This is a genomic window from Kosakonia sp. PSU_27 (assembly GCF_039409795.1).
In the GTDB taxonomy this organism is placed as follows: Bacteria; Pseudomonadota; Gammaproteobacteria; order Enterobacterales; family Enterobacteriaceae; genus Kosakonia.
Window position 1 is genome coordinate 515,258 of the sequence record NZ_JBCIVK010000001.1, and the last position, 14,430, is coordinate 529,687.

The window sequence follows — 14,430 nt, forward strand, 5'->3', positions numbered from 1 at the left end:
GGCACATTTGCATGGCCGGGTGATTTTCAGGGAAGCAGGGATTTGAGTTTTTTGCGCGCCGCCGGGCTGATATCCAGCGGATGGCTGTAACCAATGTTTTCGATAGCCCGGTGGTACAACGCCACCAGCCAGTCATAAACATAGCGGGTGGCGGCGTGTACCGGCTGTTCGCTCAGCCGGGTTAACCGCGCCTGAGTGGCACCATCCGTACCGCTGGAAAAAATGGTGCTGCCTTTGTTGACACGGCTTTCCGGGCGATCCGCTTGCGCGATCTCCGCGTAACCCAGCCAGGCGACAAAGTTACCAATCGCGGCGTACAGTTGCGCGGCACAGGCGGTATCGCGCTGCATAATTTTTTGCAACTGATCGGGTAAATTCAGCCGGTAGCTGCTGACGATAACAATCTCCGCCATCTGGCGCAGCGTGGCAGGGCTGAGCCCCAGACGCGCGGCGTTATCATCGTTGCGGCTCCACTGGCGCACATGGTTGACCCACAAGGCATGCGCCTGCTGACCGATATCTTTCGACACCGCCTGCGGTTCGCTGCTTTCTGTGGATTCAGCAAACAGATCGATAGATTCATTAAACAAGCCGCTGACTTTCTCTTCGCGCGGCTGCTGAACTTTCCACAGCGTATCGAACTGCTGCATATCCGGCTGTAAACCTTCCAGTAATTCACCGTGGCGTGAAGCCTGGCCTTGCAGTTCCCGCACCACGGACTCCGCGCTCGCGCGTTGCGCCGCCGCGTCTTTCGCGGCGGTGGCAAGCCAGGGTTGCAGCAGATCGCGAAGGGCGCGCTGATGGCGCTCAGTCAGCGCTTTCAGACGCTGCTGACGCAGGCCAGGCGCTGTCGCCTGCACCAGCCACTCCAGCAGACGCTGCAGACTGCTGGCATCCAGCGCCTGCAACGTTCCCCAGTGCTGACCCGGTTTACCGATGAGCTGTTGTACGGCTTCGTCCAGATTCTGTGCCAGCGTAAAGCGCGCATCCTGCGGCGTAATCGCCCAGACCAGCCCCGGCAGCGCCGTTTCCTGACCGGATTGTGTCTCTTTGACCCAGTTTAATAATGCGCGCGCAGTGGCTGCGGTTGCTGAGCGCTCCAGCGTCGCATTGCAAATCATCAACACATCCGGTTGCAGGCGCTGGCGGTAACTTTCCAGCAACCAGCGGCATTTGCTACGCCACAACGGCTGGCCATCCTGTGGGCCAGGTGTCGGAATATCGAGAATATCCACGGTCGTTAACACCGCGTTTTCCACTGGCAACACCAGTTCGCGCGTAATCAGCGCAAGGGTGGCCAGCGGAATACTGACCGCATTGTGCAACTGCTCGTTTGACCACGGGTGAACCACCACTTCGTCATGGATCTCATCGCTACCGGGTTCCGATGGCGTTAAGAAACCGTCGGTTGGCAGGGCAAAGGTATCCACCAGAATACTGAGCGGCGCCGCCAGTTCCTGCGCGTTCCCGGTCTGGTGAAGGGTGTGCGCCAGCGACAACCACTGCTGCGTGAGTTCCTGCTGCTCGCCCCATAACAGCGACCAGGCGCTGGCGCGGGCGCTGAGATCGAGAGATGGCAACAGGCAGGCAAACTGATACCACAGCGCATCATCCATCTGTTGCTGCGACGAAGGCACTGCCGCGCGCCAGAAGCGGGCAATCGCGCCGATATCTTCCGCCGTGATCCCCGGCACTGCATTCGGCTGGCGCAGTGAGCGCCATTTCGCGACGCGGTCTTCGATCACCGATTTATCAACGGCGCGCAATTCCGGCTGCTGAACGGCATGAGCAATAAAGATCTGCACCAGCTCGGCTTCGCTGATAATGCGCAGGCACAGCGGGAAACCCTCATCCATCGGCGCGAGATGCTGGCTAAAGCGCAGCGCCATGCTGGTCAGGGCATGGCCGGGATTGATATGGGTGAAGTAATCCAGTGTTTTTTCACCGGGACGTACATTAAGCCGCCCGTTACCGCTGCCGCACAGGGCTGTCAACAGATGCGCTTTGGCCGCTTGTGAATGACCATACAACCCAACGGTGCAGGGCGCGTCAACCGCTTCACGCAGCGCGCTTTCCTCGGCGGCGGCGGTCGTCAGACGCGACAGCAGCGCGTCGGCATCATCATCCAGTAAAGGTGCGTGCTGGCGGTTTTCGTTGATCCATGTCGCCAGTGCCTGGGGGGTTTTTACGCTCGCACTCATTTCAGATACACACTCCCGCTGTCGATCCAGTAATGGCTGCCGCTATGGCGGCGATCGGCCAGCGTATTCAGTTTAAAAGTTAACGCGTCTGCGGCGACCGGCGTACCGTCCTGGAGCCAGGCCTCACTCAAGGTGAACGATTCGGGCCCGTGCTGTTTATTGCCGCCGCTGAACTGCAAACGGACATTCAGCACGCCGTCGCCCGCGATGGTTTTCGCCAGTTCCTGCGAGTTGATACTCAGCGTGTAGAGCGGCGTAGCCGGCCAGCGGGCGTTCGCGAGCTGGCGGAAACCGAGCGTAACATTGCCGCGCAGCGGGAAGTGTAAACGCGCGTCCAGTTTTGCGCCGGGTTTATCAAGGTCGATATCGTGATACCAGATATTCTCATCACGCAAGGTATTGACGACGTTATCCAGCACACCGAGGTAGCGCACGGTGGAATAGGCACCGATGTCCGCCGCTTTAAAGTTAAAACGCGGCAGACGCAAATCGAGCGCCAGGCTGCACAGCATCGCGCCAACGGCGGCGGTTGATTTCGGGTTGCCGATCTTACCCTGCTGGCTGAACGGATACCACTCATGTACGCGGTATTTATCAAGCCAGATCATGCGGTTAACCGGCACGGGTTGCAGGTGGCGAATCAGCGCCTGCACGCCGGGTAAGCAGCCAGGACGGCCGGTGATCAGCAGCACATCGCAGCAGTAGTGGCTGATGGCCTCGCAAACCGCATGCAGCGGGGCGGTCAGGGTAAATTGCCCGGCCAGCATCGCATCCTGCAACTCACGGAAATTGACCTGCAGCGGGACAGCCAGCACATCGAATTCCGCTGAACCGGACGGCAGCGCATGATCGATCGCCTGCTTCAGGTAGTTCATGACATTACGCGTCGGCAATTGCGTGAGCAGTTCGCCGAAGGTTGCATGCAATCCGGCGAGCGGATCGTTAATGTCGCTCTCTTCCCACGCGGCAAGAATGGCGTGACCAATCGGCATAAACAGTTGCAGCGTCGTCTGCTGGCGCAGTACGGCCTGAGTATCAATACGCCCGGAATCGCCAAACAGCGTCGCCATGATCGCCGCGGCATCGGTAATGCCCGCTTTCTGCATCTGCGTTTGCAATGCCGGCAGCACACAGCGCTGAATGATATCCAGCAGAATGTCATCCCCGGCGACTTTAAACCCTTCGCGGAACAGCAGTTGCGGGGTGATTTTGACGTTACTGCCGGTGCCATCATCCAGTTGATAATGGGTAATCGCCATATCTGTCGTGCCACCGCCGATATCGACGGAGGCCACGCGCAGCGAACGGCCTTTTACCGCGCCAGGTGCCTCTTCTCGATCCGGGCGGGCAAGCGAGGCGAAAAACGTTTCAGTTTGCCCGGCAAAACGGGAAATCGCTTCGTTATACAGCCATACCAGTTGGCCACAGCTGGCTTCGTCCCACTCCATCTGAATGTGCGGCACGGGCACCACGCTTTTTTCCTGCTGTTTGCGGTTAGCAAAGTCTTCATCCTGCGGATGCCAGCCCATGGCTTTCCATACCAGCGCGATGGCCTCAAACATGCGGCGACGGAAAATTTCACGCTCCTGCTTCGGCATCGCCGAGGGCAGGGTAAGAATAATGGTGCGCAACTGGCGCGGTGACGCCGGAAAACCCAAACGCAGACGCGTGGCGACACTGTTAATCTGCCCGAGCGCCTGCGACAGCAATTCACACAGCATGTGAGTCATCAGCGTGCTGCGGCTGTACTGGGGGGAGAAGACCGGTAAACGCTCATCAAGCGGCAGACTATACAGCGGCTGGCCTTCGTCGTTCATCAGGTTCATTAACGGGAAGGCGGTCGCCAGCGGTTCGCGCTGGGTTTTGCTGTTCATCTGGCTAAAGCGCCAGTCCTGCAATACCGGTGTTTCGTCCCACAGATAGCGGCGCGGGCTGGAGATACCGCTATTGCCTTCAGTACCAAGGCGCTGCGTTGCCAGTTTGCGGGCTTCATCGCCCACGCGGACAATTGAAGGCCAAATAAAGGCGTCTTCGCGACCGCTCTCGACCGAGAAGTGCTGTTTGCCGAAGCGCGCTTCAGAAAACTCGAGACGGCTGGTAAACAGCGGCTCATTGAGGAACTGAGGCTCACTGAGCGAACGCACCTGCAATTCCGCCGTCTGGCGCAACCCATCGTTGGCATCGCCGTGATCTTCAATGATCACGCCGCAGGTGTGGGTGTTGCCGACATCCAGAATCAGATCGACCGGGATCGCCGGGGTGCTCAGCGTGTGCGTGACGATTTTGACTTCCGGCACCTGCAATTGCATGCCGAGCAGGCTCATCAGATTCAGCCAGTGCGCCTGGTATTCAAAACCGCGCAATGCCTGGTTAATTTCGCGCTCACTGCGGGTTTCGTGTTGCGTAATAAATTGCAAAAACGCTTCGCGCAACCAGCCATCAACCCAGGTTTGATCGAGGAAATCCGCCACTTCGTCGTCACGCCAGGCCAGTGAGAACCGCGTACCATTGAGAATATCGTTTTCCTGCGGCGCCAGTGCGGCAGGCGAGTTGCCGTTAATCTGGCTGTCGAGCGCCAGCGCCACGCGGTGGGTATTTCCGGCGCTGTCCGGTTCGCTGAGCTTGCGGATCTGCACGCGCGCCCAGTTATCCGGGCCTTCAACGAAAGTACGGGGCGGGTTGAAACGCAGGAACGGGATCGGCAGCCAGATACCATCGAGGATCGACAACGAATATTGCAGCGAATGTGTGCTTTCGGGTTTTACCACTTCCGGCTGACCGCCGTCGCGGTTCGGCAGCGTATAACGCTCGTTGACCAGATCGAAATCCAGACGCAGCAGCGGGCCGTTGGCGGTTTTACGCACAAATCGACCGCTATTGGCGGAATCCTGGGGTGTCAGGCCAAAATCAAGAAACTGCACGCCGCTATTGGCAATCAGCGTCACGCTCTGTTTGTAGTCGCAAAGATTAACCAGCATAAACTCAGTCACCTGTTTTTCTGAACGTCACCGGAACGGTGGTGTTGGCGTCAAAACGCGCGCTGCATTCCGCGACGTCATTGCTGCTTGCTTTACAGGAAATTTCCGGCATCGGGTAACGCGTCCCGTCGCTGCAACGTGCGTTGCTGCGGCTCTTAATCAGCAGTTCGCCGGTTTCATGCAGGCCGGAGAACAGATCGGCGCGACAGGTCACATTTTTACCCATCACAATACGCGCCGTCCCTTTATTGTTCTGGATCTGGTAACGCACGGCAGGGGCTTTGCCAGTGACCGGATCTTTCACATCCATCGTCACACGCCAGTTACCGTTAAGGAATTTGGTGGAGCCAATTTTCACTTCTAACGCATCCATCACCAGTACATCTTTCGGGATAGAGGCGATAACCACCGGCCCTTTGTCAACCGGTTTGACTTCCGGTGTTTTGACCGCAGGCGCAACAATTTCAGCCTGATGCAGCGGCAATCTCCCCGCCAGTTCAGGCAGCGGCTCGGCTTGCATCGGCGGCGGCGCAATAGCGACCGGCTCAGCTTTTGGTTCGGCGGGGGCAGGGGCAGGCGCTTGTTGTTGCTGATTAAGCACCAGCGGCACGGCAATTGCCGCCGCGACTGCCGCGGCAACGGGTAATGCCCACAGACCGTAGCGGCGGCGTTTTTTCACCACCGGTGCAGGTTCAGGCTGAGGAGCGGGTTCAGGGGCAACCACCGGTGCTGCTTCCTGCACGGGCGGTGCGGCTACGGGCTGCGGTTTGATTTCCGCTTGCGGCGTGAGTAGCGGCGCATCTGCCTGGCTGAATGTCACCTCGACAGCGGGCTCTTCTTCCGGCTCTGGCTCCGGTTCGATAATAATTTCAGGGATTTCTGGCTCCGGCTCTTGCAGGCACTCGAGCACATTTTCGCGGGCGCTTTCATTGAGATTCACAAAGCCCCAGAAGGTGATGACCGGTTTGCCATCAACAAGGAAAACATGGTTTTCGCCGGGGAATTGCAGCGCTTTTTCCAGCAGCGAGCCAAACAGTTGCTGCGCGGTTTTCGGTGATTGCAGGCATTTGCGGCTCAGCGCGGCGGCGCTGTCCAGCGTGCTCTCAAGGTAACGCAGCGCACGGGCGCGCGCCTCGGGTTCCGCCGCTTTCCATGACTGGGCGCGACCATCAATGGGCGAATACCAGTCGACACGATCCCCTTCATCATTGACCTGGGGTATTGCCAGGCAATCTACCAGCGCCTGCTGCTTACGCAGACGCAGTGCTTCACGAATTTGCAATGCCGAATCGAATACGGCCTGACCGCCGCCGCCAACGGCCTGGAAATCATCCAAATCGCCGCTACGCAAGAGAGTTTTTGCCACGTTTTCATCCCATAGACTTCTTCACGCGTCTACTATACGCAAACTTCTTACCAGTAAAAGGCAGAAGAAAGCGCAAAACCATTGAATTCTCGACGCATTGAGCGCGTCGAACCCGCTTGACGGCACGAAATTTATTTAACGCAAATTTATTCATTAATAATGGTGGATATTTCAGCAAAAACAAATGCTTTAGAATAACCTGATGCGGAATCATTATTTGCCAGTTCTCATCTGCTGTGCTGAGATTAATGCTCCATATAAAAAAAGAAGGCTCCTGATAATGTCCACGGGAAAAACGCTGCTCGCCCTTGCGCTGAGCACACTGTTACCGGCAAGTGCCGCATGGGCGGCGTCCAACGATACAATCATTTACTGCTCCGAAGCGTCACCGGAATCCTTCAACCCGCAAATTGCCAGCTCCGGGCCGACATTTGTTGCCAGCTCGCAGGTGCTTTATAACCGCCTGGTCACCTTTGATCCGGTGAAAAACACACCGGTGCCGTCGCTGGCGACCGACTGGAAAGTCTCTGAAGACGGTAAAACCTGGACCTTTACGCTGCGCCAGGGCGTTAAATTTAACAGCAATAAATATTTCAAACCGACGCGCGACTTTAACGCCGATGACGTCGTCTTCTCTGTGATGCGCCAGATGGATCCGAAACATCCTTATCATAATGTTTCGCAAGGTAATTACGAATACTTCACCGATGTCGGCCTTGATAAGCTGATCAAAGAAGTGAAAAAAATCGATGATAACCATGTTCAGTTTGTACTGAATGAGCCGAATGCCGCGTTTCTTGCCGACTGGGGCATGGATTTCGCCTCGATTCTCTCTGCGGAATACGCGGATGCGATGCTGAAAAAAGGCACGCCGGAAAACGTCGATAACTGGCCAATCGGCACCGGCCCGTACGCTTTACAGCAGTACAAAACCGATGCGCAAATCCGTTATATCGCCAATCCAAATTACTGGGAAGGTGAAGTGCCTACCAAACATCTGATCTTCTCTATTACGCCGGATGTGCAAACCCGTCTGGCGAAGCTGCAAACCAATGAATGCCAGATTATTCCCGCCCCGGCACCGGTGCAGTTTGATCAGATCAAAAACAACAAAGACTTAACGTTGCATACCATTGATGCTCTGAATGTGGGCTACCTCGCGTTTAACACCGAGAAAAAGCCGTTTGATAATGTGCTGGTGCGCCAGGCGCTGAACTATGCGACCGACAAACAAGCTATCGTCAATGCGGTGTTCCTCGGCTCCGGTACGGTGGCAAAATCACCGCTGCCGCCGAACATGCTCGGGTTTAATAAAGATCTGAAGGATTACAGCTACGATCCTGAAAAAGCCAAAGCACTGCTCAAGCAGGCCGGGCTGGAAAAGGGCTTTGAAGCCACGCTGTGGTCGATGCCGGTGCAGCGTCCGTATAACCCGAATTCGCGGCGCATCGCCGAGATGATTCAGGCGGACTGGGCGAAAGTTGGCGTGAAGGCGAAGATCGTCTCGTACGAGTGGGGTGAATATCTGGCCGGGATGCGCAAAGGGGAACACGATACCGCGCTGTTCGGCTGGATGTCGGATAACGGCGACCCGGACAACTTTGCCGATGTGCTGCTCGGTTGCAACAGCATCAAAACCGGCTCCAACGCCGCCCGCTGGTGCGATAAGGGGTATGATGCCCTGGTGCAGAAAGCCAAAGTCACTGCCGCTCCTGCCGAGCGCGCCAAACTTTACAGCCAGGCGCAGGAGATTTTCTACCAGCAGGCACCGTGGATCGCGCTGGCTAACGGCAAAACGTTTTACGCTACCCGCAGTAATGTTAGCGGTTATACCGTCAGCCTGATGGGCAGCGATTTTTCTAAAGCGAAGCTGAATTAAAGGAGAGGCTATGTCACATCTGGATGAGGTTATCGCACGTGTCGACGCGGCTATCGAACAGGGCGTTATTACCGGGATGAATGCGTTACTGGTTGAACTCAGCGATGATGCGGCACTGAGCCGGGATGAACGCTACACCCAGCAACAGCGCCTGCGTCAGGCAATTGCGCACCATGGTCGGCAGCACAAAGAAGATATGGAAGCGCGCCGTGAACAGCTCACCAAAGGTGGCGAGATCCTGTAATTAAAACTGGCGTCTGGCTACCAGCCAGGCGCCAATCACCAGCAGCACCGCGCCGCATACCGGGCCAATCAGCGCTTTCAGCGCCACGCCCTGGCTTCTCACCACATCCATTACCAGACCACCGATAAGCTGGCTTGCCACCAGTACCGCAATGGTGGTTGCCGCACCAACATATTGATAACCGCTGATACTGGCAAAGACAAAAAACGACCCCAGCAGACCGGGAATGAGCGTCCACCATTTGACACTGGCGTACAACTCCTGAAACCCGGCCACACCGTGTTTGATCAGCAAAATAGAGACAAACAGCACAATGCCGACCAGCGAATTCAGCAGCATGGCGATAAGGATCGTCGAGGCCGACTGGGTAATGCGCACCATTAACGTGTTTTGCACCACCAGGCCAATACCGGCAGCAATCAAAAAGGTGAGGGTGAGCGACTGATTCATGCAATGGCGTCCGGTTCGGTGCGGTCATCGAGTTGCAGCTGCATAAACGTCAGATCCAGCCAGCGGCCAAACTTCGTGCCGACCTGCGGCATTTGCCCGGTAATCACAAACCCAAGTTTGCTGTGCAAATGAATCGAGCCGTGATTCTGCGCTTCGATACCCGCGACCATCACATGTTTACCGATGCGTTTGGCTTCCTCAATTAAGCGCTCCATCAGCGCCAGGCCGATGCCTTTGCCCTGATGTTCCGGGTGGACATAAACCGAGTGCTCAACCGTGTGGCGAAAACCGTCAAAAGCGCGCCAGTCGCCAAATGAGGCATAGCCGGTGATTGCGCCGTTTTCTTCGCTGACCAGCACCGGATAGCCGAGTGCGGCGCGTGCTTCAAACCAGGCGATACGATTGTCGACATCGACCGTCTGGTCATTCCAGATGGCTGCGGTATTAACCACTGCATGGTTGTAAATGACGGCGATGGCCGCGCAATCTTCTTTCCCGGCGTAACGAATATTCATGGTTGAACCTCAAATTTGTACACTATAGTATTACGTTATGAATACTATCTCAGACAATATAAATCAACGGATCAGTGCGCGAATTCGTGTTGAACGTGAATCACGTAGCTGGTCACTGAGCGAACTGGCGGAGCGCGCCGGGGTGTCGCGGGCGATGATCCACAAAATTGAACGCGGCGAAAGTAGCCCGACGGCGGCGTTGCTGGCACGGCTTTCCGGCGCGTTTGGCATCAGTATGTCAACGCTGATTGCACGCGCGGAAATGCAGGAAGGTAAACTGCTGCGCCACGCCGATCAGCCCGTCTGGCGCGATCCGCAGAGCCACTATCTGCGCCGTCATGTTTCACCGCGCAGTGATTTACCTATCGACCTGGTGCAAATCGAGCTGCCCGCCGGGAGCGATATTCCGATGCCTGCGTCCGCCTATGCGCTGGCGCGCCAGCTTATCTGGTTACAGGAGGGGGAACTGGTGTTCGTTGAAGGCGACACGCGACATGAGATGCACGCCGGAGATTGTCTGGAGCTCGGCCCGCCAAATGATTGCCGCTTTATCAATGAAAGCCACGCGCCTTGCCGTTATCTGGTGGTACGGCTAAATCCTTCCAGCTCGTAATGTAAACGCGCTCCTGGCCGTCAGGGACTAGTATCAATAGTTAGTCTGACACGTACAGGAGCGAACAATGAAACAAGATCCTCACCGCAACCGCCGCTGGGTACTGGCTTCCCGCCCGCACGGTGCGCCCGTCGCAGAGAATTTCCGCCTTGAAGAAGACGCTATCGCCACGCCAGGCGAAGGGCAGGTGTTGCTGCGCACGGTTTTCCTCTCGTTAGACCCCTATATGCGCGGGCGGATGAGCGATGCGCCGTCGTATTCGCCGCCGGTGAAAATTGGTGAAGTGATGTGCGGCGGCACCGTTAGCCGCGTGGTGAAATCGCAACACCCTGATTTCGCAGAAGGTGACTGGGTACTGGGCTACAGCGGCTGGCAGGATTACGACATCTCGGGCGGCGAAGGCCTGGTCAAACTGGGAGACAACCCGCCGCACCCGTCCTGGTCGCTCGGCATTCTTGGTATGCCAGGGTTTACCGCCTATATGGGATTGCTGGATATCGGCCAGCCGAAATCCGGTGAAACGTTAGTTGTTGCCGCCGCAACCGGTCCGGTAGGCGCCACGGTGGGGCAAATCGGTAAAATTAAAGGGTGCCGCGTGGTCGGCGTGGCCGGTGGCAGCGAGAAATGCCGGCATGCGGTTGACGTGCTGGGGTTCGATCACTGCATTGATCATCACGCAGAGGATTTTGCCGAACAGCTGGCTGCGGCCTGTCCGCAGGGGATCGATATCTATTTCGAAAATGTCGGCGGAAAAGTATTTGATGCGGTGCTGCCGTTATTAAATACCTCCGCGCGAATTCCGCTTTGTGGGTTAGTCAGCGGCTATAACGCCACCGATCTTCCGGCCGGTCCGGATCGTATTCCGTTATTAATGGCAACCCTGCTGAAAAAACGAATCCGTTTGCAGGGCTTTATTATTGGCCAGGATTACGGGCACCGTATTCATGAATTTCAGCAAGAAATGGAACAATGGATACGACAGGAAATAATTCAGTACCGTGAGCAATTGATCGAAGGGCTGGAAAATGCGCCAAACGCTTTTATCGGCCTGCTTGAAGGGAAAAATTTCGGTAAAGTCGTAGTGCAAATCGGGCCTCTCAGCTAAAAGAATGATGGCGGTGAAAAACCGCCATCAGAAATCGTGCAAATTTTTGAGAAACGTCTTTAATTAGATAAGCATAAGGAACTGATGACCTTGTGAAGGCGGTTCCTGGTAGTTGTGCATAATAAATACAAATTGCTTTAACTTTTACGCGACCATCCAAGACCAGGCATGTGTATATAATATATTCATTGACACAAATTACGGACACGCTACCAGGCTGAGAATAAATAAGAAATTATACGGGATACAAACATGCTTGATTTGGAAAAAGCGCAGCGGACCAGTCTCACCATGCAAGTTGAGGCGAGTCTTAAAAGTGCGCTTATTATTGGTGCGCTTAAACCGGGCGCGCGGCTCATCACAAAGGAAATAGCAGATCAATTAGGCACCAGTATTACACCGGTGCGGGAAGCGTTACTGCGGTTGGTCTCCGCAGGTGCGCTGCATGCCACGCCGGCGCAGGCTTTTCTGGTTCCGGAAGTCAGCCTTGATCGCTATAACGAAATTAACCAGATTCGTAAAAATCTTGAGGGCATGGCCGCACGCGCTGCCAGCCAGCATATGACGAAGGAGAAAATTCGTGAGTTGCGTATCCTGGCGGCGAATTTTCATGAAGCAATGAAAAGCGGTAACACGGAGCAGGGACTGCAGGCTAACCGCGTGTTTCGCTTTAGTGTTTACAACCATGCCGGGATGCCGACGCTAACCGCATTGATTGAGCAGTTATGGGTTCGTATTGGGCCTTGTTATAATTATCTTTATCCAAATTCTGAGGATTTAACGCGCGTCGAAAATTACAGTGATTTGTTGACCGCGTTAGAAGAGGGAGACGCTTTCGCTAGCGAACGCGCGTTATGGCGTGCGATTGATGAGGGCGCAAACATCGTTCACAAACAATTCTATCGATAAGTTATAATTCAACAACATAATCCTTTCTCTCTATATTGATGCTCCCCGGCAAAAATTTGCGAATGGGGCGCATCAATATCACGTTTTTCACTGATAAGACCAGCTCATACCTGAACTCCCTGGTTTCATTGCCGATAACAATGTGTGCGTGCAGTTGTTGGGCGCTAACATTGGGGTTTAGCAAGGAGTCCGGAATGTCATTTAGCCAGCGGTTAAGCAACATAAAAATTAGTAGGAAGCTGTCAGTCGGTTTTGGATTAGTTCTCTTTCTGGTTGCTATTGCCACCGTCCTGAGCGTATTGCGCTTCAAAGAAATACGCGACGTCTACGAAAAAACCAATCTTATGTACAACATCAACATTGAAGTATTTCAGGCCAAAATTAACCGTCTGAAATACTTCTATGGCGATGATAAATCAGGGCAGGTGATGGCCAACTATGTGCGTCACGCTTCCGAGCTGACTGCCAGCGCCGACGATATGTCCTGGTCTGCAAATGAAAAACAAATTATTAACGATGTCGCCAGCCACCTGGAACAGTTCCAGAGCGCGATTGGCGAGATGCAAAAAGCCACTGGTGACATCAAAACCGTGCGCGATTCGCTCGATAAACTGGCCGCACAAGATCTCTCGGCGCGCTATACCACGCTGGTGCGCACACCGGTGGCCGACCCGGCGCTGATGGCGCAAATTTACGAACAGTTATTTGCGATCAGCACGGTGCGCGACGCCGCACTGGTGGTGCGTTACAGCCCGGGTAAAGAGTCGAAAGAGGCGCTGGATGCCCGTTTTGGCGCGACGCAAAAGAGCGTTCAGGCACTGGTAAGCCAGTTACCGGGTGAGCTGCAATCACCGTTGCAATCCCTGTGGGATGACACGGTGAAATACCGCGATTTGAGCCTTAACTATCTCACCGCTTTCCAGGCATTAAAGGCGTCAGAAGATAAAGTCAAAGTGGGCGGGGATGAGAGCAGCGCCTCGCTCAAACAGATCATTACGCTGGTGAAAGCGCACAACGATGAACTGGCGTACACCTCCAGCACCATTGCGTCGATTATCGGTGTGATCGCTATCCTGCTCGGTGTGATCGTCTCCTGGTGGGTTATCCGTCAGATTACACGTCCTATCGATCGCAACCTGGCGCTGGCAGAACGTATCGCCAGTGGCGATCTCAGCTCACAAATTCGTGCGCAGAGCACCGATGAGCTGGGGCAATTAACCGGTGCGATGGGCCGGATGAACGACACGCTGCGCGATATGATTTTTGAAGTGCGCAACAGCGTGAGCCAGGTTTCGCGTGCAGCGACGGAGATTGCCGAAGGCAATACCGATCTCTCTTCCCGCACCGAGCAGCAGGCAGCGGCGGTGGTTGAAACCGCGGCCAGTATGGAAGAGTTGACCGCCACGGTGAAAAACAACGCCGATAACGCGCGCAATGCCAGCAGCCTGGCCGCTCAGGCGTCGAAAACCGCCAGCGAAGGCGGCACGGTGATGCGCGAAGTGGTGAACACCATGGGCGATATTCATAACAGTTCGAACAAAATTGCCGATATTACTGCTGTGATTAACAGCATCGCCTTCCAGACTAACATTCTGGCACTGAACGCCGCCGTAGAAGCGGCACGCGCCGGTGAACAGGGCCGTGGCTTTGCGGTAGTCGCCAGCGAAGTGCGCAGCCTGTCGCAACGCAGCTCGCAGGCGGCAAAAGATATTGAACAGCTGATTAGCGAATCTGTATCACGCATTAATGTCGGTAGCGAACTGGTGGCGAAAGCCGGTGAAACCATGGATCAGGTGGTGCAGTCTGTCACTCGTGTTAACGATATCATGGGCGAAATCTCTTCCGCTTCCGAAGAGCAGAGCCGCGGTATTGAGCAAATCGCGCGCGCGGTGGGTGAGCTGGATAGCACCACGCAGCAGAACGCCTCGCTGGTGAGCGAATCCTCATCGGCGGCGGGTTCGCTGGAAGAGCAGGCACGTTTGCTGGAAGAACTGGTCGCTACGTTTCGTCTCGATCAGAATGGCGCAAAACCGGCCGCTAAAACAGGTAAACCGACAGCCAGGCCCGCTGTGAAGCAGAACGTCGAACCGCGTGAAACCGCCACGAGCGATGAGGGCTGGACTACGTTTTAACTTTTGATACGCGCATCAGTAGCAGCCCGGAAGCGCGA

At 55.5% G+C, this 14,430-nt stretch carries 11 protein-coding genes; 6 read left to right on the forward strand and 5 right to left on the reverse strand.

The annotated features are described in order from the left end of the window. Window positions 1–26: 26 nt before the first annotated feature. Genes AAIG26_RS02465 through AAIG26_RS02475 form a run of 3 tightly spaced genes read right to left on the reverse strand, consistent with a single transcriptional unit; the run spans window position 27 to window position 6,545 of the window. Window positions 27–2,201 carry a virulence factor SrfC family protein gene (locus tag AAIG26_RS02465; RefSeq protein WP_343179542.1) on the reverse strand — a complete coding sequence of 725 codons (2,175 nt, stop codon included), beginning with the start codon at window positions 2,199–2,201 and terminating at the stop codon, window positions 27–29. Next, entirely contained in the window at window positions 2,198–5,179 is a 2,982-nt protein-coding gene (locus tag AAIG26_RS02470) for a virulence factor SrfB (protein ID WP_045508256.1), read from the reverse strand. Before AAIG26_RS02470 ends, AAIG26_RS02465 begins: the two co-directional genes overlap by 4 nt. Window positions 5,180–5,183: 4 nt before the next feature. After that, the gene (locus tag AAIG26_RS02475; RefSeq protein ID WP_343179543.1) at window positions 5,184–6,545 is read right to left on the reverse strand and encodes an SrfA family protein; all 1,362 of its coding nucleotides are present in this window, start codon (window positions 6,543–6,545) and stop codon (window positions 5,184–5,186) included. A gap of 280 nt (window positions 6,546–6,825) precedes the next feature. Here AAIG26_RS02475 and AAIG26_RS02480 point away from each other — a divergent pair, with 280 nt between their 5' ends. Both AAIG26_RS02480 and AAIG26_RS02485 read left to right on the forward strand, forming a co-directional pair. Next, window positions 6,826–8,424 carry an ABC transporter substrate-binding protein gene (locus tag AAIG26_RS02480; RefSeq protein WP_016496001.1) on the forward strand — a complete coding sequence of 533 codons (1,599 nt, stop codon included), beginning with the start codon at window positions 6,826–6,828 and terminating at the stop codon, window positions 8,422–8,424. A gap of 10 nt (window positions 8,425–8,434) precedes the next feature. Beyond that, window positions 8,435–8,668, forward strand: coding sequence for a YdcY family protein (locus tag AAIG26_RS02485; protein WP_045508264.1), 234 nt, complete (start codon window positions 8,435–8,437; stop codon window positions 8,666–8,668). On the opposite strand, the gene AAIG26_RS02490 is transcribed toward AAIG26_RS02485, so the two are convergent. Then, window positions 8,669–9,118: a DMT family transporter gene (locus AAIG26_RS02490; RefSeq protein ID WP_016496003.1), complete on the reverse strand. Its 450-nt coding sequence runs from the start codon at window positions 9,116–9,118 to the stop codon at window positions 8,669–8,671. Continuing rightward, window positions 9,115–9,633, reverse strand: coding sequence for a GNAT family N-acetyltransferase (locus AAIG26_RS02495; protein WP_045508267.1), 519 nt, complete (start codon window positions 9,631–9,633; stop codon window positions 9,115–9,117). The genes AAIG26_RS02490 and AAIG26_RS02495 overlap by 4 nt, the downstream gene beginning before the upstream one ends. A gap of 37 nt (window positions 9,634–9,670) precedes the next feature. On the opposite strand from AAIG26_RS02495, the gene AAIG26_RS02500 reads away from it, so the two are divergent. The 4 genes from AAIG26_RS02500 (at window position 9,671) to AAIG26_RS02515 (ending at window position 14,392) form a co-directional block, all read left to right on the forward strand. After that, complete coding sequence (locus AAIG26_RS02500) at window positions 9,671–10,246, forward strand: helix-turn-helix transcriptional regulator (protein WP_045508270.1); 576 nt, start codon at window positions 9,671–9,673, stop codon at window positions 10,244–10,246. A 67-nt stretch (window positions 10,247–10,313) separates the two neighbouring features. After that, entirely contained in the window at window positions 10,314–11,351 is a 1,038-nt protein-coding gene (locus AAIG26_RS02505; RefSeq protein WP_343179544.1) for an NADP-dependent oxidoreductase, read from the forward strand. 252 nt (window positions 11,352–11,603) lie between these two features. After that, window positions 11,604–12,260, forward strand: a complete 657-nt coding sequence (locus AAIG26_RS02510; RefSeq protein ID WP_016496007.1) for a GntR family transcriptional regulator — start codon at window positions 11,604–11,606, stop codon at window positions 12,258–12,260. Window positions 12,261–12,454: 194 nt separating this feature from the next. Then, window positions 12,455–14,392, forward strand: coding sequence for a methyl-accepting chemotaxis protein (locus tag AAIG26_RS02515; RefSeq protein ID WP_343179545.1), 1,938 nt, complete (start codon window positions 12,455–12,457; stop codon window positions 14,390–14,392). Window positions 14,393–14,430 lie beyond the last annotated feature (38 nt).

Coding starts and splice junctions, on each gene's coding strand:
- AAIG26_RS02515 (WP_343179545.1), top strand. CDS start 12,455: ATGTCATTTAGCCAGCGGTTAAGCAACATAAAAATTAGTAGGAAGCTG.
- AAIG26_RS02470 (WP_045508256.1), bottom strand. CDS start 5,179: ATGCTGGTTAATCTTTGCGACTACAAACAGAGCGTGACGCTGATTGCC.
- AAIG26_RS02490 (WP_016496003.1), bottom strand. CDS start 9,118: ATGAATCAGTCGCTCACCCTCACCTTTTTGATTGCTGCCGGTATTGGC.
- AAIG26_RS02505 (WP_343179544.1), top strand. CDS start 10,314: ATGAAACAAGATCCTCACCGCAACCGCCGCTGGGTACTGGCTTCCCGC.
- AAIG26_RS02485 (WP_045508264.1), top strand. CDS start 8,435: ATGTCACATCTGGATGAGGTTATCGCACGTGTCGACGCGGCTATCGAA.
- AAIG26_RS02480 (WP_016496001.1), top strand. CDS start 6,826: ATGTCCACGGGAAAAACGCTGCTCGCCCTTGCGCTGAGCACACTGTTA.
- AAIG26_RS02465 (WP_343179542.1), bottom strand. CDS start 2,201: ATGAGTGCGAGCGTAAAAACCCCCCAGGCACTGGCGACATGGATCAAC.
- AAIG26_RS02500 (WP_045508270.1), top strand. CDS start 9,671: ATGAATACTATCTCAGACAATATAAATCAACGGATCAGTGCGCGAATT.
- AAIG26_RS02495 (WP_045508267.1), bottom strand. CDS start 9,633: ATGAATATTCGTTACGCCGGGAAAGAAGATTGCGCGGCCATCGCCGTC.
- AAIG26_RS02510 (WP_016496007.1), top strand. CDS start 11,604: ATGCTTGATTTGGAAAAAGCGCAGCGGACCAGTCTCACCATGCAAGTT.